General features: G+C 60.0%; 16 protein-coding genes and 2 rRNA genes (1 of these 18 only partly in view). 8 read left to right on the top strand and 10 right to left on the bottom strand.

Translation table 11 applies throughout. The features are described from left to right. The 5 genes from AB4N44_RS12610 to AB4N44_RS12590 all read left to right on the top strand — a co-directional run. Positions 1-465, top strand: a 23S ribosomal RNA gene (locus AB4N44_RS12610) (it extends 2,429 nt beyond the left edge of the window). A gap of 149 nt (positions 466-614) precedes the next feature. Further along, positions 615-730, top strand: a 5S ribosomal RNA gene (rrf, locus tag AB4N44_RS12605). Between the two features lie 149 nt (positions 731-879). After that, a complete protein-coding gene (locus AB4N44_RS12600) occupies positions 880-1,539 on the top strand; it encodes a paraquat-inducible protein A (RefSeq protein ID WP_160041846.1) in 660 nt (219 codons plus the stop codon). After that, complete coding sequence (locus AB4N44_RS12595) at positions 1,526-2,149, top strand: paraquat-inducible protein A (RefSeq protein ID WP_016983584.1); 624 nt, start codon at positions 1,526-1,528, stop codon at positions 2,147-2,149. Before AB4N44_RS12600 ends, AB4N44_RS12595 begins: the two co-directional genes overlap by 14 nt. Then, positions 2,142-4,445: a PqiB family protein gene (locus AB4N44_RS12590; protein ID WP_127929785.1), complete on the top strand. Its 2,304-nt coding sequence runs from the start codon at positions 2,142-2,144 to the stop codon at positions 4,443-4,445. The genes AB4N44_RS12595 and AB4N44_RS12590 overlap by 8 nt, the downstream gene beginning before the upstream one ends. 216 nt (positions 4,446-4,661) lie before the next feature. Here the strand turns inward: AB4N44_RS12590 and mksF are convergent, their stop codons facing one another. From mksF to mksB, 3 genes are read right to left on the bottom strand one after another with little or no spacing between them, the layout of a single operon-like run. Continuing rightward, positions 4,662-7,502 (bottom strand): Mks condensin complex protein MksF, encoded by a 2,841-nt coding sequence (gene mksF / locus AB4N44_RS12585; RefSeq protein ID WP_102901100.1) that lies wholly within the window; start codon positions 7,500-7,502, stop codon positions 4,662-4,664. Beyond that, entirely contained in the window at positions 7,499-8,200 is a 702-nt protein-coding gene (gene mksE, locus AB4N44_RS12580) for an Mks condensin complex protein MksE (protein ID WP_007912968.1), read from the bottom strand. Before mksE ends, mksF begins: the two co-directional genes overlap by 4 nt. Beyond that, positions 8,190-9,467: an Mks condensin complex protein MksB gene (gene mksB, locus AB4N44_RS12575; protein ID WP_026000484.1), complete on the bottom strand. Its 1,278-nt coding sequence runs from the start codon at positions 9,465-9,467 to the stop codon at positions 8,190-8,192. Before mksB ends, mksE begins: the two co-directional genes overlap by 11 nt. 219 nt (positions 9,468-9,686) lie before the next feature. Here mksB and AB4N44_RS12570 point away from each other — a divergent pair, with 219 nt between their 5' ends. Further along, positions 9,687-10,436 (top strand): energy transducer TonB, encoded by a 750-nt coding sequence (locus AB4N44_RS12570; RefSeq protein WP_160042582.1) that lies wholly within the window; start codon positions 9,687-9,689, stop codon positions 10,434-10,436. Beyond that, positions 10,429-10,881 (top strand): ribosomal protein S18-alanine N-acetyltransferase, encoded by a 453-nt coding sequence (rimI, locus tag AB4N44_RS12565; protein WP_460108775.1) that lies wholly within the window; start codon positions 10,429-10,431, stop codon positions 10,879-10,881. The genes AB4N44_RS12570 and rimI overlap by 8 nt, the downstream gene beginning before the upstream one ends. Before the next feature lie 129 nt (positions 10,882-11,010). On the opposite strand, the gene AB4N44_RS12560 is transcribed toward rimI, so the two are convergent. Continuing rightward, the gene (locus AB4N44_RS12560) at positions 11,011-11,415 is read right to left on the bottom strand and encodes a serine kinase/phosphatase (protein ID WP_460108777.1); all 405 of its coding nucleotides are present in this window, start codon (positions 11,413-11,415) and stop codon (positions 11,011-11,013) included. Between the two features lie 141 nt (positions 11,416-11,556). Here AB4N44_RS12560 and can point away from each other — a divergent pair, with 141 nt between their 5' ends. After that, positions 11,557-12,201, top strand: a complete 645-nt coding sequence (can, locus tag AB4N44_RS12555; protein WP_460108779.1) for a carbonate dehydratase — start codon at positions 11,557-11,559, stop codon at positions 12,199-12,201. A gap of 20 nt (positions 12,202-12,221) precedes the next feature. On the opposite strand, the gene AB4N44_RS12550 is transcribed toward can, so the two are convergent. From AB4N44_RS12550 to AB4N44_RS12525, 6 genes are all read right to left on the bottom strand, one after another. After that, positions 12,222-12,743, bottom strand: a complete 522-nt coding sequence (locus AB4N44_RS12550) for an SET domain-containing protein-lysine N-methyltransferase (protein ID WP_127929781.1) — start codon at positions 12,741-12,743, stop codon at positions 12,222-12,224. Positions 12,744-12,923: 180 nt separating this feature from the next. Further along, on the bottom strand, positions 12,924-14,111 hold the full coding sequence (locus tag AB4N44_RS12545) for a hypothetical protein (RefSeq protein ID WP_460108781.1): 1,188 nt from the start codon (positions 14,109-14,111) through the stop codon (positions 12,924-12,926). 119 nt (positions 14,112-14,230) lie between these two features. Further along, positions 14,231-15,925 carry an acid phosphatase gene (locus AB4N44_RS12540; protein WP_460108782.1) on the bottom strand — a complete coding sequence of 565 codons (1,695 nt, stop codon included), beginning with the start codon at positions 15,923-15,925 and terminating at the stop codon, positions 14,231-14,233. Between the two features lie 99 nt (positions 15,926-16,024). Beyond that, a complete protein-coding gene (locus tag AB4N44_RS12535; protein ID WP_316917105.1) occupies positions 16,025-17,734 on the bottom strand; it encodes a J domain-containing protein in 1,710 nt (569 codons plus the stop codon). 11 nt (positions 17,735-17,745) lie between these two features. After that, entirely contained in the window at positions 17,746-19,443 is a 1,698-nt protein-coding gene (locus tag AB4N44_RS12530; RefSeq protein WP_127929777.1) for a molecular chaperone HscC, read from the bottom strand. A 188-nt stretch (positions 19,444-19,631) separates the two neighbouring features. After that, on the bottom strand, positions 19,632-21,050 hold the full coding sequence (locus AB4N44_RS12525) for a short-chain fatty acid transporter (protein ID WP_007912940.1): 1,419 nt from the start codon (positions 21,048-21,050) through the stop codon (positions 19,632-19,634). Positions 21,051-21,165: the final 115 nt, after the last annotated feature.

The raw sequence follows: 21,165 nt of genomic DNA, 5'->3' as shown, positions 1-21,165 counted from the left end.
CTCCGGGGATAACAGGCTGATACCGCCCAAGAGTTCATATCGACGGCGGTGTTTGGCACCTCGATGTCGGCTCATCACATCCTGGGGCTGAAGCCGGTCCCAAGGGTATGGCTGTTCGCCATTTAAAGTGGTACGCGAGCTGGGTTTAGAACGTCGTGAGACAGTTCGGTCCCTATCTGCCGTGGACGTTTGAGATTTGAGAGGGGCTGCTCCTAGTACGAGAGGACCGGAGTGGACGAACCTCTGGTGTTCCGGTTGTCACGCCAGTGGCATTGCCGGGTAGCTATGTTCGGGAAAGATAACCGCTGAAAGCATCTAAGCGGGAAACTTGCCTCAAGATGAGATCTCACTGGAACCTTGAGTTCCCTGAAGGGCCGTCGAAGACTACGACGTTGATAGGTTGGGTGTGTAAGCGCTGTGAGGCGTTGAGCTAACCAATACTAATTGCCCGTGAGGCTTGACCATATAACACCCAAGCAATTTGCGTCGAAAGGCCAGATTGCGGTGTGTGAAGACGAAACGAACCGAAAGTTCGATGTTCACAAAACACCTAGCTGTCACATACCCAATTTGCTGAAGCGAGGCCACAAGGCCACGACTCGGTACCCGAATTTCTTGACGACCATAGAGCGTTGGAACCACCTGATCCCATCCCGAACTCAGCAGTGAAACGATGCATCGCCGATGGTAGTGTGGGGTTTCCCCATGTGAGAGTAGGTCATCGTCAAGATTAAATTCCGAAACCCCAATTGCGAAAGCAGTTGGGGTTTTGTTTTGCCCGCAGGAAAGTTTTTTGCTCGCGACAGCGAACAAATTTGCACAGTTATTTTCGAATCAGAACACTAGAATAGCCCCACCTTATTCGGAGCCAGAGCCTTTATGTCAGAGTCGGTTGACGCCCCCGGGCTGTCAGATTTACCGCTGGAAGACTTGGTGGCCTGTCATGAGTGCGACCTGCTGATGCGCAAGCCCACACTTGCCCATGGTGAGAAAGCGCTCTGCCCGCGCTGCGGTTACGAGTTGTACGCTCACCGTCATAACGTGGTGCAGCGCAGCCTTGCCTTGGTGATTGCGGCATTGCTGTTGTACATCCCGGCAAACTTTTTACCCATCATGCAGCTCAATATCCTCGGGCAGTCTTCGCAGGATACGGTCTGGAGTGGCGTGCTCGGCCTGTTCAACACCGACATGCAGGGCGTTTCGATCGTCGTATTCCTGTGCAGCATGGCCATCCCGCTGCTGAAATTGCTGTGCCAGTTGTTCGTGTTACTGACGATCCGTTTCGATATTGGTCGTAACTACGGCTTGCTGCTCTATCGCATTTATCACCACCTCAAAGACTGGGGAATGCTCGAGGTCTACCTCATGGGCGTACTGGTGGCGATCGTCAAACTGGCGGACATGGCCGCCATTACCGTAGGTCTGGGCTTGGTGTGTTTCATCGGTCTGTTGTTGGTGCAGGTCTGGCTGGAAGTGGTGATGTCACCGCACCAGATCTGGCAGGCGTTATCAGGAGAGGACGCTCATGCGGGCGATTGATGCGGGCATTCTGGTGTGTACCGAATGCCACGAATTGAACAAACAGGAAGCGGATACCGACGAGCAAACCTGCACCCGCTGCGGTGCGCTGGTTCACGCTCGCCGTCCGAACAGCCTCGTGCGCACCTGGGCACTGCTGATCACGGCAGCAATCATCTATATTCCGGCCAATGTCTTGCCGATCATGACGGTCAGCTCCTTGGGTCAGGGTGATCCGAGCACCATCATGTCCGGCGTGATCCAGTTGGTGCAGCACGGCATGATTCCGATCGCGGCCGTGGTGTTTATCGCTAGTATTCTGGTGCCCACCTTCAAACTGGTCGGTATCGCACTGCTGTTGTTTTCGGTGCAACGACGTCAGCCATTGTCGGCTCGTCAGCGCATCTGGATGTACCGCTTCATCGAGTTCATCGGCCGCTGGTCGATGCTCGATATTTTTGTGATCGCCATTCTCGTGGCGGTCGTCAACTTCGGCCGGCTTGCCAGTGTCGAAGCCAATCTTGGTGCCATCGCCTTCGCCAGTGTGGTGATTCTGACGATGCTCGCCGCAGTAACTTTCGATCCCCGACTGATTTGGGATAACACGGAGTCGGACGACGACCATGACTGATTTGCCCGTAGCGAAAACCCGACCGGCTTCGAACTGGTCTGCCATTTGGGTACTGCCTCTGATCGCGCTGATCATCGGCGGCTGGCTCGGCTGGCGTGCCTATTCCGAAACCGGTATCGAAATTCAGATCCGCTTTGAAAGCGGCGAAGGCATTCAGGCCAACAAGACCGAGGTCATGTACAAAGGCATGTCGGTCGGTAAGGTCAAGGCGCTCAAGCTCGACGATGAGGGCAACTCCAAAGGCGTGATTGCCACCGTCGAGATGAATAAAGACGTCGAGCAATACCTCAAAACCAGCACGCGCTTCTGGCTGGTCAAACCGAGTGTGACCCTGGCCGGTATTACCGGCCTGGAAACCCTGGTTTCGGGTAACTACGTGGCCATCAGTCCCGGCGAAGGCGAGCCGGTGCGCAAGTTCAAAGCGCTGGCCGAAGAGCCGCCGCTGTCTGATGCCAAACCCGGTCTGCACCTGACCATCAAGGCGGATCGTCTCGGCTCTTTGGACCGCGGCAGCCCGGTGTTCTACAAGCAAATCAAGGTTGGCCAGATCAAAAGCTACGTGCTCTCGGAAGACCAAAGTACCGTTGAGCTCAAAGTCTTCATCGAGCCGACCTACGCCAAACTGGTGCGCAAACACACGCGTTTCTGGAACGCCAGCGGCATCAGCATCGACGCCAACCTGTCCGGCGTGAAAGTACGCAGCGAATCGCTGGCCAGCATCGTCGCGGGTGGTATCGCCTTCGCCACACCGGAAAACCGCAAAGACAGCCCGCCGACCGATCCTAGCCTGCCGTTCCGTCTCTATGAGGACTTCGACGCTGCCGCTGCCGGGATCCGCGTAAAGGTCAAACTCAGCGACTTCGAAGGACTGCAGGCCGGCCGCACACCGGTGATGTACAAAGGCATTCAAGTCGGCAACATGAAGGCGCTGAAGGTTGATCCTGACCTGAACAGTGCCACAGCCGAGCTCACTCTCGATCCATTGGCTGAGGACTATCTGGTCGATGGCACGCAGTTCTGGGTAGTTAAACCGTCGATTTCTCTGGCTGGGATCACCGGTCTGGAAGCCTTGGTGAAAGGTAACTACATCGCCGTACGCCCGGGCGACAAAGGTGCGGCACCGAAACGCGAATTCGAGGCCCGGCCAAAGGCGCCGCCGCTGGATCTGCGCTCACCGGGCTTGCACCTGGTGCTGTTCACCGATGTCCTCGGCTCGATCGATGTCGGCAGTCCAATTCTGTACAAACAGGTCAAGGTCGGTTCGGTGCAGAGCTATCAGTTCTCCAAGACCAAGAAGCAATTGGTCATTGGCGTGCACATCGATAAGGAATACGAAAACCTGGTCAACGCCTCGACGCGCTTTTGGAATGTCAGTGGCATCACGTTGACCGGCGGACTGACCGGTGGCATTCAGGTCAAGAGTGAGTCGCTGCAGACCCTGATGGCCGGTGGTATCGCCTTCGAGACACCGCAAGCGAAGGCGCCGCTGCAGAAACGTATTCCGCGTTTCCGTCTGTTCGCCAACCATGATGAGGCGAATCAGAAAGGCGCGGTGGTTACGATCAAAGTCGATCGCGCTGATGGTCTGCGTAGTGGCACCCCGGTGCGCTTCAAGGGACTGGATGTCGGCAAGATTGAAAGTGTCGATCTGACTGACGATCTGCAATCGGTCATCCTCACGGCGCGCATCACCGAAGTGCCAGAGAAGATCGCCCGAGTCGGCAGTCAGTTCTGGGTGGTCAAACCGGAGCTGGGCCTGATCAAAACTGCCAATCTGGAAACCCTGGTGACCGGGCAGTACATCGAAGTGCAACCGGCGGCCAAGAACCTCGGCCCGCAGAAAAACTTCGTTGCCCTGGCCAGTGCGCCGGAAGTCACCAAGCAAGAGGCGGGTCTGAGTCTGGTACTCAGCGCTGCCCGTCGTGGTTCGCTGAAGCCGGGTGTGCCAGTCACCTACCGCGAAATTACTGTGGGTAAGGTCACCGGTTATGAACTGGGCCAGACCGCTGATCGTGTGTTGGTACACATTCTGATCGAGCCTAAATATGCGCCGTTGGTGCGTAGCGGTAGCCGCTTCTGGAACACCAGCGGTGTCGGTTTCGATATCGGTTTGTTCAACGGACTGACAGTGCGCACCGAGTCGCTGGAGACGGCGATTCAGGGCGGGATTGCTTTTGCTACGCCGGATGGCGAGCGCATGGGTAACCCGGCGCGGGCTGAGCAGACGTTTCCGTTGTTCGACAAGTTTGAGGATGAGTGGCTGACGTGGGCGCCGAAGATTTCCCTCGGTAAATAAACTCCAGATTATTCGGCGTCTGAAAGGACGCCTTCGCGAGCAGGCTCGCTCCCACAGTGGATGAGCGGTGTACACAAAAATTGTGTTCGACGCTAATCCCTGTGGGAGTGAGCCTGCTCGCGATAGGGCCCGCAAAATCAGCACAAACCCCAAGCCATAAAAAAGGGCCGCGATCCAAACAGATCGCGGCCCTTTTTTGCCTTCAGTTAACGCCGATCAAACCGCATCCAGCTCCGGCTCATCCGCTTCAACATTGACCGTAGCCTTCACCACATCATGGCGACGGATGTACTTCCAGTCCGCCTCATCAATGTAGATGCCTGCCGGACCGCTGCCGCCTTCCAGGTCGATCGCGACACTGGCGCAGACCTGCGGCTTCACACTCGCCAGAATCGGCACGAAGCCCAGTTGCAGACTGGTTTCCAGCAGCGCGGCCTGGTTCTTCTCATCGATGTCCGCCGCCTCGTCGAGGTAGTACGGCAGACGCACGCGACCGGCCTGATCGCGATCCATCAAGTGCAGCAACAAATACATGTTGGTCAGCGCCTTGATGGTCATGGTCGTACCGTTGGACGCCGCGCCATCGATGTCGGTGTGGATCACCGGCTGACCGTTGACCTTGGTGATCTCGAACGCCAGTTCGAACAAGTCCTTGAGACCGAGCTGGTTGTGGTTTGCCGCCACCAGCCGCGCCAGGTATTCCTTGGCCTCTTCGTTCTTGTTGTCCTGCTCGGCACTTTGACTGAGGTCGAACACCGACAGGGTTTCGCCTTCTTCGTACTGACCGGCGCTGTGGATGATCTGGTCGATGTGCTTGAGGGCTTCTTTGTTCGGCGCGAGGACGATGCGGAAGCTCTGCAGGTTGGAGACCTGACGCTTGTTGATCTCGCGGTTGAACAGCGCCAGTTGATGCTCGAGGCTGTCGTAGTCGCTGCGAATGTTGCGCAGGGTCCGGGCGATGTCGGTGACCGCCGCACGACGGGCCTTGCCCAGCGTCAGCGCTTCATCGGTGCGGTGCGCATAAGCGTTGATCAGCAGCGACAGACGGCGCTCCATGTCGTCTTCGCTGTCGAACTTGGCCACGCCTTTGAGGCGCACCTGCGCGTACAGCGCTTCGATCTGGCCATCGGCGCGCAACAGTCCTTGCCAGCTGTCCTGGTAGTCGTTGAGCAGCGGTAGCAGGTTGTCCATCGAGTCGTCGACCGGATCCATAAACGGCGTACCGAATGGCAGATCCGCCGGCAACAGCTGACGACGGCGCAGCGCATCGTCGAGGGTGCGTTGCTTGGCTTCCATATCGGCGATCTGCCGGCCGACCAGTTGCAGCTTGGCCGACAGTTGCTGGACGCGCTCGGTGAAGGCATCGCTGGAGCGCTTGAGTTCGTCCTGCGCGCCTTCCATCTGCGCCAGTTGTTCGAGTTTGTCGCTTTCTTCAGCGCTCAAAGTCTGCGTGCGGCGGAAATCTTCCAGGGCTTTCTGCGCGTCCAGCACTTGCTGGTACAGCGCTTCGGTCTGGGTCTTGCTCGCGGCGCGGTCGGCGGCCACGGCCTGCTGGGTTTTCAGTTGCTTGAGTTCTTTTTCCAGACGCTCTTTCTGATCGCGCAATGCCGCGCGGTCAGCCAAGGCTTGCAGCGCCGGTGGCTCGATGTGCGAGATGTCGATGGACAAGCCCGGCACTTCGAAGCGCTCGCCTTTGAAGCCATCAAGGATCAGCTCGACCGATTTGACCCACTCGCCATCGTCGTCGAGGGTGATGCCGTGTTCACCCAGCGGCAGGCTGAACAGGGCGCTGTTGAACAGACGCATCAGACGCTCGACATCCTGCTGCGAGAACTCTTCGCGCAGACGGGCGTAGCTGTTGTTGTCGGCGTGATCGAGCTGCTGCTTCACCGACTTCAGGCGTTTTTCCAGATCGCGCACGCGCTCTTCCAAATCTTCGGCGCTGAACTGGCGGGATTGCGCCAGGGCACCGGCCAGTTCGTCGTGAGCGTCCTTGGCCGCGAGCAATTGTTGCTCGAGCACTTTGACGTCGTCGACCAGCGCGAAGCGATTCTTCAACACCGACAGCTCACCGAGCCAGCGCTGGATGCCGGAAATTTCCCGCTCCAGACGCATCAGTTCCTGGGTGCCACCGCGTTGATCGTTTTGCAGACTGTCCTGCTCGCCACGGTAGTGGTCGGCCTGAATAGTCAGCTCTTCCTTGCGCGCACTGGCGTAGTCCGACCAGGTGCCGAGCAACGAGTCGAGCAGCGGCGACAGGCGATGCAGTTTGCCGCGCAGCACGTCGCGCTGTTTCACGCCATTGGCCAAGGCCTCAACCAGCGGGCCGGCCGCGACCAGCGAGTTGTAGTCCTGTTCCATGCGCCGCACATCGCGGAAGGCTTCTTCACACGCGGCGATGTAATCGACGCTACCGGAACGCAGGCTGTGCTCGAAGGCATCGAGGAACAACTGCTTGAGTTTGGCCGCGGTGATTTCGCGCATGTGCAGCAGGTTGATGAACAACGCGCGGAAGGTCTTCAGGCTCTGTTCGCTGGTGGAGCGCAGCGGGATCAGCGTCAGGTCGAGCGGAATCGACGTATGACCGCCCACCAGCAAGCGACGCAATTCATCCGGCTTGAGTTCGTAAGCTTTCAGGCCTTCTTTCTCAAGGTTGCTGAACAGCTCTTTCTGGCGCAGGCAGGTGTCGTTCTTCTGGTAATGCGCCAGATCAAGCTTGCCGGCGTAGGCAAAGAACTGGTGACCGAAACCACCGCCCGGGCCGCGACCGACCACGCCGATCACGTGCGGGCCATGGGGCAGGTTCACTTCGACGAGGATGTAGCTGGTGTCGGAAGCGAAGTAGAAACGCCGCGACTGTTCGAGGCTGTACTTGCCGAAACTCATGTCCGACATGCGCGCCAGAATCGGGAACTGCAAGGCGTTGATCGACGCCGATTTACCGAGGTTGTTCGCGCCGTAAACCGACAACGGTTCTTCCAGCGGGAACAGGCCGAGGCTGTAACCGGCGGTGTTCAAAAGGGCAAAGCGGCGGATGCCGTAGCGTTCCTGGCTCATGCGTCGGACTCCTGTTCTTCGGCAATGGCGCGGGCCAGTGCGTCTTCTTCGCTCTCTTCTTCAAACTCTGAAAGATCGAGCGGGTCGTCGGTTTCGAGGAATTTGGCTTCGGCGGCTTCGTCGATCAGCACCGGTGCCGGCAGCGGCAGAACGCTGTGCACGCTGGCTGCCAGATCGCGATCCTGCTGCACCGACAGGCACACATCGAGGAAGCGGTGCATCGGCGGCAGGAAGCGATACACGCCGTTTTCTTCGCTGGCGAAACCGAGTTGAGTCATGCGGCGCATGATCTTTTCTTCGAGCTCTTCAACGGTCTGCACTTCGGCCTGAATGAACAGGTCGCGGTATTTCTCCAGCAGCGATGGCAGCTCTTCGCGGCCGAGGCTGCCGCCATCGAGCACGGCGATCGGGTCGCGGCCCTGATCGGCCAGATGCTCGACGAGGATGAAGGTGAACAGCGCCAGACGCTGGGCAGTCTTGTTCACCGCCGCGGCGGCCATGTCCGGCACAAAGTAGTAGAAACCACGGGTATCGCAGACCAGTTCAAAGCCCAGGGCCTTGAACAGCGTGCGGTATTGATCCTGGAAGTTCGACAGTTGCGCGTACAGCTCCGGGTCGCGGCGGCTGACGTGGTAACCCTTGAACAGCTCGCGGAAGATCGGCGCGAGTTGCGACAGTTCGGAAAGATCAAGATGCATTGGGGATGCTCGCAGAATTCTCGGCGGCGCTGTCGCTGGCCGAGAGCAGGGCGAAGGAGCGCAGGCTGACCTGGTGCTCATGAGTGTGGTATTCGCGGCGTTCCAGACGCTCGCGCTTGAAGCGTTTTTCCCGCGACAGGCGCGAGAACCAGTAGAGCAATTCGTCGGTGGCGCCGTCCGGTTCCTGCTCCAGCAGCCAGGTCATCAGATCCGGCATCGGCAGGGCTTCTTCGCAACGGTCGACCATCTCGCGCACGGTACGCGGAGCACGCGGGGCTTCGCCTTTCTGGGTCTTGTGCGCCTTGGGGAAGCGCGCCGGTTTCGGCTCGAAACGCGCCAGTGCATAGACGTAGGCTTCGACCTGACTGGCGCTGCCGAGGAAGGTGCTTTGCGGACGGGTGAACAGCGGCATTGCGGCTTGCGGCACGGCGTCGATGCCTTTGCGGCGAATCGCTGCCAAAGCCAACGCGGCGCCACGGGTCACGGCGTTGTGCCGGCGCGCTTCTTCACGCAGCGGCAGCAGCAGTTCGCGGGCATGACGCAAAGTCAGTTGGGCGCTGGTCTGCATTTCGAGGATGCGCGCGTGGGTGCGCAGGAGCATATCGTCGTCAACCAGATGGCCGAGGCGTTGCTGTTCGCTGAGCATTTTCAGCAGCACGGTTTCGACCTTGCGCACGCCTTGTTCGAAGGCGCCGTCGGCGTTCACCAGATCGATCATCGGCTCGACGTATTCGTCCCACGTCGCCAGTACTTCGGCGTAACGCTGACGCAGCGGGATCTGCCGGTCGCTGGTTTTCGCCCGTTCAGCGACGGCCACCAGCGCCTGTTCGTCGTTGTCGAGTTTCTTCAGCACGTCGCGCACGCGCATATCGAGCAGGCGCAACTGGCGGGCGAGGTCGTGGCCATCACGGACTTCGAACGCGTCCTGGATGTAACCGGCCAGACGCTCGAGGTGACGCAGATAGGCTTCGATTTCCAGGCACAGGCCCAAGCGGTGTTCACGACGCAAGTAAGCGAGGAAGTCGTGAATCTGTGCGTTCAGCTCGAAACGGTTCGGGCTTTTCGCCACCGGAATCAGAATATCGAGACGAATCCACACGTCGAGCAGGCTGGTGATGTCCTGCGGCGTGCTGTCCAGTTGTTGGGCGGCCAGTTGCGTGCGCAGTTCGTTGAGGCTCAGTGTGCCTTGGTCGAAGTGCTCGCACAGTGGCTCCAGAAGTGCCCAGTGTTCAGCGAGGGCGCGCAAGACGCGCTTGGGTTCGATCATCGGAATGGCCGGCTGGTTGACGATTAAAAGCCGCGATTGTACTGCATCAAGGCCGATGCGATTCACTCTCGGGACGGGCTGTCGTTTTTCTTTCGCTTAAGTGTGTCGATCAACAACGGGCGATCTTGAGCGAAGGGCGGTAGAATCAGCGCACTTCAGTTATCCACAAGTGGCCGACCCTTGCTAATCGAGTCCCGCCGCCGCGCCTATTTGAACGCCATGCAGGTGGTCAATTGGCTGCCGCGCACCGAATTGCCCTTCGCCGCACCGTCGCGGCCCGAGCTGCTGGACATGCCCGAGCCCGAGGTAGAGGCGCCGGTCGTGCTTGCTCCGCAGGCCGAAGCCCCGGTGCAAACGGCTGTCGCTCGTCCGGTCGAACGTCCGAAAATCGAAGTGCCGCGGCCGTCGTTGGCGAGTACCCGCACCGGTGCCAAACCGGTAGAAGAGGTCGACGACACGCCAGTCGTCGTCAAACCGGCCCCGGTGCCCCCACCGCGTTTCGCCCTGCAATTGCTGCGCGCCGGACGTTGCCTGCTGCTGGTCGAGTTACCCACAGGCGAACCGTTCCAGAGCCGCGATCCGGCTTATCTGTTGCTCAAAGACATGTTGCGCGCCGCCGGTCTGCCGGATGCGCCGCAAATCGTCGGCGAGCCGGTGCGCTGGCCGTGGCTCAATCGCGGCACCATGGATCAGGGCCCGGAAGCGGCGCGTGACTTTGTGCAGGGTTTCCTTTCCGTGCAAATGGAAGCCGCTCCGTGCGCCTGCCTGTGGCTGATCGGCCTGCCGGCGGTGCGTTTCGCCGGTGAAGCGGATGCCGAAGCGTTCAATCGTGAATTGCAGATCGAAGGTCTGGGCTCGGCCTGGGCCATTCCCGGTCTGGAATTGTTAATGGAAGAGCCACAGCGCAAGGCCGCTGTGTGGCAAGCCATGCGTCGGCTGATGGCGCGCTGGAAAGAATCGAATGAGTGACGCTGTATCGTTCCGCCCGATGGCCGAGGCGGATCTGGAAACCGTGCTGAAAATCGAGTACGCCGCTTACAGCCATCCGTGGACGCGGGGGATTTTTCTCGACGGGCTGGGCAAGTACCAGATCTGGCTGATGTTCGAGGGTGAGCAGCAGGTTGGCCACGGGGTGGTGCAGATCATTCTGGATGAGGCGCATCTGCTCAATATCACCGTCAAACCGGAGAATCAGGGGCGCGGGCTGGGGCTGACGTTGCTAGAGCATCTGATGTCGCGGGCGTATGCGGCTTCGGCGCGGGAATGTTTTCTGGAAGTGCGCGACAGCAATACGGGTGCGTTCAAGTTGTATGAGCGTTATGGCTTCAATGAGATTGGCCGGCGCCGGGATTATTATCCGGCGGTGGGTGGGCGTGAAGACGCGGTGGTCATGGCCTGCACCCTGGTTGACTGATCGCCTTTAAAAGCTTCGCGAGCAGGCTCGCTCCCACATTGGACTCAGGGCGTTCACCAATTTGTGCGCAACCCGAAACCCCTGTGGGAGCGAGCCTGCTCGCGAAAGCGTCCTGTCAGGCAACGAAGATCAGCGGTTACCATCCAGCGGCTCACGCCGCGCCAGTTCCGCCTCATCCAGCCCATTGCCACCGCCAATGTCATCCTCATCGACAATGCTCAGATCCCAATCGGCCTGATTGCCTTCCCCAGCCTCTCCGGCATCCCGCGCACCGTCTTCATGAATCAGCGTTTCCGGGCTCATGTCGTCGTCAGTCGGCTCATGATCACTGACTGAAGCCCCGGTCATCCCGGCCTCGCGCACCCGCTCACGCGGCATCAACTGCTCGCGTTCACGTTCGGGAATCTCGTCACCGATTTTCGCGCTCGGTTGGTCTTCATCGAAATCCAGCTCATGCACCGAACCCATGCGGTCTTCGTTATCATCGATGGGCTCTGGTTGCACCGCATCGTAAGGGCGTCGTGAATCAGTCATGGCAATTCCTCATACTGTGGGCCTTACTTAGGTGGACTCACCGGGCACACGAGAATTCCAATGAAATCACTTGCGCTGGCGGCGTGACCCCGACGGGTGGTCGTCTGTCATACCAGCGCATCTTTCTTGAGGCCTTACAGCATGCATGACTTACAAGACCTGATTGATAACAACGAGCGTTGGGCTGACGCGATCACCAAGGAAGACCCGGATTTCTTCGCCAAACTGGCGCGCCAGCAAACGCCGGAATATCTGTGGATCGGTTGCTCCGACGCACGCGTACCGGCCAACGAAATCGTCGGCATGTTGCCGGGCGATCTGTTCGTACACCGCAACGTCGCCAACGTGGTGCTGCACACCGACCTCAACTGCCTGTCGGTGATCCAGTACGCAGTCGACGTGCTCAAGGTCAAACATATCCTCGTTACCGGTCACTACGGCTGCGGCGGTGTGCGCGCATCGATGCAGGACCGGCAGTTCGGTCTGATCGACGGCTGGCTGCGTTCGATCCGTGATCTGTATTACGAAAAACGTGAAGAACTGGCCAAGTTGCCGACGGAAGAAGAGCAGGTTGATCGCATGTGCGAACTCAACGTGGTCCAGCAAGTGGCCAACGTCGCCCACACCAGCATCATCCAGAACGCCTGGCATCGCGGGCAGAGCCTGTCGATCCACGGTTGCATCTACGGCATCAAGGATGGCCGCTGGAAAAGCCTGAACACGACCATCAGTGGTTTCGAGCAACTGCCGCCGCAGTATCGTTTGCGGCCGGTTGGCGCGGTATAACTCAGCTTCCAGCGCACCTTTCAGCGACCTGAATGCCGCCAGCGCTGTAGAAAGTGCTGACCTTCGAGGGTGGGTGGTTCGTCGTAGCCGGTGATCCACCCACGGCAGCGTGGCGAACCGCAACCGCAGGCAAACTGGTGCAGCAGTTTGTCTTCAGTGGCGGTGTAGTCCATGGTCAGCCTTTCGCCGCTGTGGATATCTTTCAACGCCCACAACCATAACTCGCTCATGTCGAGAAACACGTTGGGGTCGCACGCGTGTTCGATCAATCCGCAAAAGCGCGGATCGTAGATGTGGATGCCCGTCAGCAATTGTCGGGTCTGGCGGCAGCGATACGGCAGTAATTGCCCGGACACCCGGCACATCCGGTGGGTGTGCAGGAACTCGCGCCGCGCGGCGACCGCCGTAGGGGCGCCGTATCCATCCTGAAGGATTTCGAAATCGGCGCTGGCCGGAAACCCCAGGCGCACGGGCAGGCCGGCGAAGGGATAGATGCCTTCAGTATCGCGTGGCGGCGAGTGCGCCATAGCGTGGATGTTCATATCAGTCCTTGTCGCAAGGCTTTTGCGACTTCCTTGGGTTGACGTCCTGTCAGCGCTGCAATACTGCTGGTTGGATCCAATCGTGTCTTATTAGGTATAGCTGGTCTACTGTCAGATCTGACAGGCGATTTAGACGTATTCCCGCGTCAGCCTTGGCTGACACGGGAATGCCTCAAGCGATTACAGGTGCGGGGCGGGGATTGCAGTGGCTGGCAGCGGTGCCTGCAGTTGCTTCAGTTGAGTCTTGATCGGGGTGGTCGCGCACTTGGCGGTGGCCTGTTCCGGGGTCAGATTGCGGATCGAGGTGTAGAACAGCTCGCAGGTTTTGACTTTCTGCGTGACTTGCCACGTCTGCGTGCAACTGTTGAGCGTTGTTTGCGCATCGCTGCCCGGTTTGCTGCCCATGCCGGCCTGCCAGCAGGCGGCGCTCAAATCCTGCCCCATGACTTTCAGGCCTGCAGCATCGGCCTTGGCTTGCGCATCGTCGCCGGTGTAGCTCTTCGGGTCAGAGGCGTACCAGATGTAACTCGGGTGGTTCGAACCCAGCACGGGCACTTTCACACCTTCGCTCGGGCTGATGGTCGCCAGCCCCAATACATTCACGGTTGGCCCGTATTGCTGCTTGATCCAGTTACGCACCGGCGCGCCGAACGCGACCATCGGCAGCGTCGTGCCGCTGGCGGTCTGGCTGAATTGTTTGACCAGCGTGGTCTGGTAGTCCTTGAAGTAGTCATACACGCCTTCCAGGTCGCTGCCGGCATTGGACGGCGCAGCGATCGGGGCAATGTCGATGATGGTTTGATAGGCCGGCGTCTGCCCGGCAGGAATACCATTGTCGGTCAGCAGCGTGGCCCAGCGATCGGTGGTGTTCGAACGCAGATAATCCTGCGCTTGGGTCAGCGAGTAATCCGGCGGGAAGTGCAGCAACTCGACGCTTTTGCGGTTTTCCAGGGCCATGCCCAGTGGCAGGAACAGATACCAGCTGTAGGCCCACTTGCCGTCGGCGTTGAGCTTGCTCGCGCCGGTGTAGGCCAGATCCCCCGCATCCAGCAGCGCCGACAGCGGTTTGTCGTAATCCTTCGGCACGCCGGTGATTTCGGCGTAGAGCTGGCCGTTGTCGGTTTTTACCAACACCTTGGCATCGGCATACCCATCGCGCTGCACGCTCTGGCTCAGGTAATGGGCGACGGTCTGTTCCAGCGTCCAGTTGCGGAAACAGATGACGTTACAGTTGTTGGGGTAAGCGAAGAGGCGGGTGACGCGCTCAGTGCTGCCCAGTTTCAAGTCGACATCGGCGTGGGCGGCCGCGCTCAGCGTGAGCGCGGCAAGAGCCAATGCTATCGGGTTAAGTCCTGCGAATTTGAACATGCTCAGATCCTTTTCAGCGTCGGTTCCCCGCGTTTCGGGGGCGGCTCATAGTGGATCAGCCGCGTTTGACAGAGAAGCCGTCATCGGCAGAATTTTGCGCAAACTCGCAGGGCTGGTTTTCAAACTTGAAAATGCAGGGCGTTGGTCAAATCGCCCATGGGTTTCTGACCCCGGGCAATCATCGCCTCATCCCGTTGTTTGAGGCCGTCGAGGGTCTCCAGCTGGAAGACACGGGTGATCAGCCGCAGGATCGACGCGGTGTCGTAGACCGTGTGATCCACCGTGCCTTTGCGCGCGAACGGCGACACCACCAGCGCCGGCACGCGTGACCCCGGGCCCCAGCGGTCACCCTTGGGCGGTGCGACGTGATCCCACCAGCCGCCGTTCTCGTCGACCGTGACGATTACCACCATGTTTTGCCATTGCGGACTTTCGCGCAGCACTTTCAACGCGCGGACGATGTGCCGGTCCCCGGAGGCCACGTCGGCATAACCGGCGTGCATGTTCAGGTTGCCCTGGGGTTTGTAGAAACTCACCGCCGGCAACTTGCCCGCGTCGGCATCGGCGAAGAACTTGTTGCTGCTCGATTCGTCACCCAAGCCAGCATCACGCAGACGCTTGTTGCGCTCGTCAGGGTTTTCCGGCCCTTGCTGCTTGAAGTAGTTGAACGGCTGGTGGTGATACTGAAAATTCGGAATCTTCGGAATGCCGCCGGAATCCTTGTACTGATCCAGCGTCGCCTGCCATGCGCCGGCGTACCAGGCCCAATCGATGTTCTTTTTCGACAGCTTGTCGCCGATGTGTTCGTGGGTCTGCGGCACCATGACGTTGGGCAGATCCGCTTTGGAGTACGCCGGGCGCTCGGGGTCGCGAATCCATGTGGGCCAGTAGGGCGGGGCGAGGGTGTTGACGCCGAAGCCATCCGGGGTCAGCGCACTCGGGCCGAACTGCGGTGGGCCGCTCATGGCGCTGGCGGGGGATTGCTCCAGCGGTTTGAGGCGCGAATCGGCCGGATCGTCGCTTTGCAGCGCGGCGATCTGTGACTTGGCCACCGAATTGGCCGCGTCTGGATAGAACGGTGCGGTGGCGCTGATCAGGTACTGATGGTTGAGGAACGAGCCACCGAAGGCGCCCTGAAAGAAGTTGTCACACAGCACGAATTCCTGAGCGACGTCCCACAGGCGCAGGGAATAACGGCTCTGCGCGTAGTGGCCCATGGTCAAGCCACCGGAATCGGCCCAGGCAACGAAGCCATCGTTTTTGCCGCCGTTGATCTGCATCTGATTCTGATAGAACACGTGCCACAAATCGCGGGTCACCAGACCGAACGGCAAATCTTCAGCGTTCGGGCCTTTGAGAGCGAAGGGGGCGTTGGGCAAATTTTCCTGAAACTGCGTGGCGCTGGGGTAGGTCACGCCATCGAGGGTTTGCGGGCCGATCTGCAGCACGCCACCCCAGACGGGCGGCAAGGTTTGCAGCAGCGAGCCGTCGCGGTCACGTTGTTGATAGTCGCCGGGCTGGAGCGCTGACAGCGGTTTTTCGACACCGGGGAAATCACCGAACAGGTTATTGAAGCTGCGGTTTTCGGCGTAGATCACCACCACGGTTTTCACTTGGTCGCGCAGGGCCTTGTCCAGCTCGGCGGGCGTCAGCGGGCGCTCGGCCGGTTTACCCGGTTGATCGCTGGTGCTGCCACACCCGGTCAGCGTGGCACCGACACCCAGCACCGCGACGCCGCCAAGGAAGCGGCGGCGACTGGTGTCGGTGGGGTGATTGGATTCAGGTGCGTCAGTGCCGTCTGTGTCGTCTTTCATCTGTCAGCCCGTTCTTGCTTAATTGTTTCAGTATGTTTCGGGCGGACGCTACCAAGTGAATGTGACGGAGGGATGACAAGCGGCACCGGCGCTGCTTGCCTAGCCGGGCATGAGTTGGCTGAGCGAAAAACCGAGTCTGCTGGCTGCCGTGATTGCGGTCATGACCACCAGAAACAGCAATTGCAACGGACTGAAGCGCGCCCAGTGCAGCGCTGTCAGCCAAGGACGACGTTGGCTCAGCTCCGTATCGAGCGAGCCGATACGGCGTTTGTGCACCAGCCCGATCAAGAGCGTGCCGACATAAGTGAGCGCCCCCAGCGGGCCAAGCAACAGCGAAAACAGCAGCACCATCACCCCTTGCGGTACTCCATGGCGTATCACCAGCCAGCGCGTGTCAGGGTTCCATTTGCGCGGAATCAGCCATTCGGTGAGCCACAGGTCCGGCACGATGACATAGGACGTGAGCACCACCCACCAACTCAGGGCGAAGCGGAAAAACCAGACCGGCACGCAGGCAAATAACATCGGCATGAAGACGAGGTTCATGGCGGTTTTTTGTTGGGAGGGCAGAGTTTGCAGGAACAGCGCCAAGGCAATCGCCGTCCAGACCCACACCCAGGTTTCGGCGGCAATCGGTCGCGGAAGGAACCGCCGCCAGTAAAAAACATCGGCGTAGGGCAAGCGAGCGAGCAGTTCGGGGAAACGCCACGTGAGTTTTTCCGACAAGTCATGGCAGGCCTGCCATTCATTCTGACCAAAGCCGTCGATGATCTTCTTCTGCTGCAGGGGCTTGAGCGGATTGATCAACAGATGCGCCGCTTGCACGTCGGCCGCCCACGTCCGGTCGCTTTCAGCCTTGGCGCGCAGATTGTCATAGAAGCTTTCCTGATCGCAGCGTTCGATCAAGGTGTCCCAGAGCCAGTCCGGTTGCGGGTGCAGGCCTTTGTTGTGATCCCAGCCGAACAGTTGGCCGATGCGGTCGAACAGCGGCACGCTCCACTCAGTGTCATTGAGCAAGTGCAGCAGGGTTTGCTGCCATTGTTCACGGCGATCGAATACCTGCAGCCACGGTTGAGCGCTGTAGCGTTTGAGCACGTTGAGAAATTCGCGTTCGCTCTGGCTTTCGAGCAGCGTCTGCAAGGCGTTTCGGTAATCGGCCATCAGGCTTTCAGCGAGCCGGTCGCGCTGATGATCATTCATCAGGACTTCTTGCCACGGCCCCAACCATCCGAGTTGCTCGACGGCCCAATTCAGCACCGGGCTGCGCAGGTGGGGATGTTCAAAGCACAGCTGCAGCAACAGCCTTTCGAAGGCCTTGGCGCAGCTTTGCTGTTGCGCCTGATTCCAGCGCTCGTCGAGGTTGTCGGGCGTTAGATCTTCGAGCAGTTGCAGGGCGGCCTGCGTTTCAATGGCTTGGGCGTCCACAAAAGCGTCCGCCGCCAGTGGCTCGACACGTCGAACATCGTCCTTCTCGGGCGGCGTAAACGCTTGCGGGGCGGCCGGACTGACGGGCGGGAACTCAAACGCTGCAACATCCTGCGCCGGGGTTTTTGCCAGTGCGGCATCCAATGCCAGCGCGGCAAAGGCGCTGGAAGCCGTGGCTACGGCGACGTCTTCATCGTCGGCAGGCTCAGCGTTTTCAAGGCGCCACCGGGCAATCGCCAGCGCTTGTTCGTAGGCTTCGCGCAAGCGCTGGAAACCTTCGGCATCCTCATCGGGGCGGAAGGTTTTCAGCAGGCGCGCATAGGCGCGTTTGATGTCGCGGGCTTCAGCGTCATCGTGCAGGTGCAGCACCGACCAGCAATCCATGGCCAGGCTCCTTATTGCCACGGGGTGCGATCAAGTTCGCTCAGGCGTCGGCTCAAGTCGGTGCGCACTTCACGGATCTGGCGTTCATCCTGAGAGTCGAGGGCGATCTGGAATTGCTTGGCCCAATCGCCCATCAGATCACGCAGATCGCCCAGGCTTTCCTGATAGAGGCGCTCCAGACGTGCACTCAGCAGCGTGTTGACCTGTTGCTCGCGCGGGTGAATCTTCAGTTGCGCAAGGTTCGCCAGGCGTTGCTGGATCTCCTCGGGTGACAGCACGCCCGGGTTGTTCTCGATGACCAGCGAATGCTGTTGCCCGGTCAGGGGGATTTTCACCTGGGCTTCGAGCAGGCCGTTGTTGTCGTAGGTGAAACGCACGTCGAGGGCAACTTCGCCGGCCTTGCGTTTCGGCACCTTGATGTCCAGTTCGCCGAGTGCGACGTTGTCTTTGACCAGGCGGCTTTCGCCCTGAAAGATGCGCACGACCACCTGTTCCTGATTGTCGTGCAGGGTGTAAACGGTTTTCACCCGACTCACCGGCACGATGCTGTTGCGCTCGATGATCGGCAGGTAGTGGCCGCTCTCATAGGTGCGGCCGACCTGAGTGGAGGTCTCGATGCCCAGGGTGTAGGAGCAGACGTCGGTCAGCACCACTTCTTCCAGCGCGGCGGCGCGGGCTTTGAGTGCCGCTTGAATGGCCGCGCCTTGTGCCACGACCTGATCAGGGTCGAGGGTGATCGACGGGAAGCGGCCGAACAGCCCGGCGGCGAGTTTGCGTACCAGCGGCATGCGCGTGGTGCCGCCGACCAGCAAAATCTCGTCGAGGTCGCTGACACGGATGCGCGCATCGCGCAGCGCCCGCTCAATCGGCGCGCGCAGGCGCTCGAGCAGCGGCATGTACAGCGTTGCCAACTGTTGTTGGGTGATGATTTGCGTCCACTGCCGCTCACCGAGCTGCAAGCGGAATTCGGCGCTGTCGTCCTGCCCCAGCGCCTTGCGCACGCGCTCGGCCTCGCGACGCAGGGGCTGGATGACGCTGCTGCGCTCCGGGAAGTCTGCGGCCGAGCGGTGCTGGCTGATGAAGTGCTCAAGCAGCACGGTGTCGAAGTCTTCGCCACCGAGGAAGTTGTCACCGGCGCTGGCGCGCACCTCCATGACCCCTTCGAACAGCTCCAGAATCGACACGTCGAACGTGCCGCCACCGAGGTCGAAAACCAGGAACGAAGTTTCCTTGTCCCGTTGGTGCAGTCCATAGGCGAGGGCGGCAGCGGTCGGCTCGTTGATCAGCTTCTCGACCTTCAGCCCGGCCAGTTCGCCGGCGATCCGCGTGGCCTTGCGCTGGGCATCACTGAAGTAGGCCGGGACGCTGATCACGGCTTCGGTGACGGTTTCGCCAAAAGCGCGCTCGACGTCTTCTTTCAGGCTCTTGAGCACCAAGGCGGAGAGTTCTTCCGGGCGAAATGCCTTGTCGGCCAGATAAACTTCCGTGGCGCTGCCCATGTGGCGCTTGAACAGCGATGCGGTCAGACGCGGATGCGTGTGCAGACGCTCGCGCGCCGCCTGACCGACCAGAATCCGGCCCTGATCATCCAGCCCGACAACGCTCGGTGTCAGGAACTGACCCAGGGCATTGGGCACCAACTCGGTGGCATCACCACGCCAGACGGCGACCAGGCTGTTGGTGGTTCCCAGGTCAATCCCTACGATCATTGCAACGAACTCCCTTTGCGCTTGGTAAAAAATGAAACATTTATGGGCGCGCAGAATATTACCGAGGGGACGATGCGGTAAAGCAGGATGATGGCTCTGAGCCATTATTTGCGACAGGCAGCCCGATACAGGGCTGTTTCAGGAGAAAAGTGCGGGGCGCGGCCAGCATGACTGCACCCCGCTCTGGGTTACGGCATGACTGGCGGCGTATACGCCAATGTTGTCCCCAGCGCCCACAGCAACAGCAGCACCAGTGGCGTGTGCACCAGCAACTGCACGAACGAGAAACCGATCAGATCCCGCGCTTTCAGTCCCAGTACGCCGAGCAGTGGCAGCATGTAGAACGGGTTGATCAGGTTTGGCAGCGCTTCGGCCGCGTTGTAGATCTGCACCGCCCAGCCGAGGTGATACTGCAGATCATTGGCGACCTGCATCACGTACGGCGCTTCGATAATCCACTTGCCGCCGCCCGACGGAATGAAGAAACCCAGTATCGCCGAGTACACGCCCATCAGCAGCGCATAGGTGTCGTGGGAGGCGATGCTGACGAAAAACGTCGAGATGTGGTGCGCCAGGGTTTGCGCATCGGTGCCTTTGACCGTGGTCATCAGTGCGGCAATCGAGCCGTACAGCGGGAACTGGATCAACACGCCGGTGGTGGTCGGCACCGCACGCGCGACGGCATCGAGGAAACTGCGCGGCCGCCAGTGCAGCAAGGCGCCGAGCATGATGAACAGGAAGTTGTAGGTGTTCAGCCCGGAAATCGCAGTGATCGCCGGTTTGGTCGAAAATTCGTGGAACAGCCATCCCGCCGCCAGCAATACCAGCACGATGATCAGCAGCGGACTGTGTTCCAGCCATTCACCGGGACGCGTACGCGGTTGCAGCGGAGGCAGGTTGAAGGCCGGGTCGATGCCGCAGGCCTTGGCGTCGCGCGCCGAGTTCGGCCCGGGAGCGGTGGCGTAGGCGATGATGATCGAGATCACGATCAGCGCCAGCAGCATCACGCCGGACTGCCAGAGGAAAATCGTTTCGGTGAACGGAATCACCCCGGTGATCGACAGGATCGACGGCGGCAGGCTGGCCGGGTTGGCTTGCAACTGCGCGGCCGACGACGACAGACCCAGCGCCCACACCGCCCCAAGGCCCAGATAGGCAGCGGCACCGGCGGCGCGGTAATCCATTTTCAGATCGGTGCGGCGGGCCAGGGCGCGTACCAGCAAACCGCCGAATACCAGCGACAGGCCCCAATTGAGCAACGAGGCGACCATTGAGATCAACGCGACCCACGCCACAGCGGAGCGGCCGTTTTTCGGGATGCGTGCCAACCGGTCAATCAGTTTCACGGCGGGTGGCGAGCTGGCGACCACGTAACCGCCGATCACCACGAAGGCCATCTGCATGGTGAATGGAATCAGGCTCCAGAAACCGTCACCGAACGCCATCGCCGCATCGGTGGGTTTAGCGCCCATGGCCAGTGTGGCCAGGGCGACGATGATCACGGCCAGTGCGGCGAACACCCAGGAATCGGGAAACCAGCGTTCGGCAAAGCTGGAGCAGCGCAGGGCAAAGCGTGCGGAGCGGCTATCTTCGATATCAACGGCCACAGGGAATACCTCGGATTTTTATGGTTATTGTGGTCCGCGGGAACGCTCGCCGATCTCCACAACACAGAGATCCCTGTGGGAGCGAGCCTGCTCGCGAATAGGCCGGCACATTCAA

The sequence above is a fragment of the Pseudomonas sp. S3_C06 genome, from assembly GCF_054667675.1.
The sequence above is the reverse complement of the archived record's forward strand: the minus strand, read 5'-3'. Positions and strand labels throughout refer to the sequence as shown.

Excerpts from the sequence above, each read along its gene's own strand:
- AB4N44_RS12600 (WP_160041846.1), top strand. The coding sequence starts at position 880 with ATGTCAGAGTCGGTTGACGCCCCCGGGCTGTCAGATTTACCGCTGGAA.
- AB4N44_RS12595 (WP_016983584.1), top strand. The coding sequence starts at position 1,526 with ATGCGGGCGATTGATGCGGGCATTCTGGTGTGTACCGAATGCCACGAA.
- AB4N44_RS12590 (WP_127929785.1), top strand. The coding sequence starts at position 2,142 with ATGACTGATTTGCCCGTAGCGAAAACCCGACCGGCTTCGAACTGGTCT.
- mksF (WP_102901100.1), bottom strand. The coding sequence starts at position 7,502 with ATGAGCCAGGAACGCTACGGCATCCGCCGCTTTGCCCTTTTGAACACC.
- mksE (WP_007912968.1), bottom strand. The coding sequence starts at position 8,200 with ATGCATCTTGATCTTTCCGAACTGTCGCAACTCGCGCCGATCTTCCGC.
- mksB (WP_026000484.1), bottom strand. The coding sequence starts at position 9,467 with ATGATCGAACCCAAGCGCGTCTTGCGCGCCCTCGCTGAACACTGGGCA.
- AB4N44_RS12570 (WP_160042582.1), top strand. The coding sequence starts at position 9,687 with ATGCAGGTGGTCAATTGGCTGCCGCGCACCGAATTGCCCTTCGCCGCA.
- rimI (WP_460108775.1), top strand. The coding sequence starts at position 10,429 with ATGAGTGACGCTGTATCGTTCCGCCCGATGGCCGAGGCGGATCTGGAA.
- AB4N44_RS12560 (WP_460108777.1), bottom strand. The coding sequence starts at position 11,415 with ATGACTGATTCACGACGCCCTTACGATGCGGTGCAACCAGAGCCCATC.
- can (WP_460108779.1), top strand. The coding sequence starts at position 11,557 with ATGCATGACTTACAAGACCTGATTGATAACAACGAGCGTTGGGCTGAC.
- AB4N44_RS12550 (WP_127929781.1), bottom strand. The coding sequence starts at position 12,743 with ATGAACATCCACGCTATGGCGCACTCGCCGCCACGCGATACTGAAGGC.
- AB4N44_RS12545 (WP_460108781.1), bottom strand. The coding sequence starts at position 14,111 with ATGTTCAAATTCGCAGGACTTAACCCGATAGCATTGGCTCTTGCCGCG.
- AB4N44_RS12540 (WP_460108782.1), bottom strand. The coding sequence starts at position 15,925 with ATGAAAGACGACACAGACGGCACTGACGCACCTGAATCCAATCACCCC.
- AB4N44_RS12535 (WP_316917105.1), bottom strand. The coding sequence starts at position 17,734 with ATGGATTGCTGGTCGGTGCTGCACCTGCACGATGACGCTGAAGCCCGC.
- AB4N44_RS12530 (WP_127929777.1), bottom strand. The coding sequence starts at position 19,443 with ATGATCGTAGGGATTGACCTGGGAACCACCAACAGCCTGGTCGCCGTC.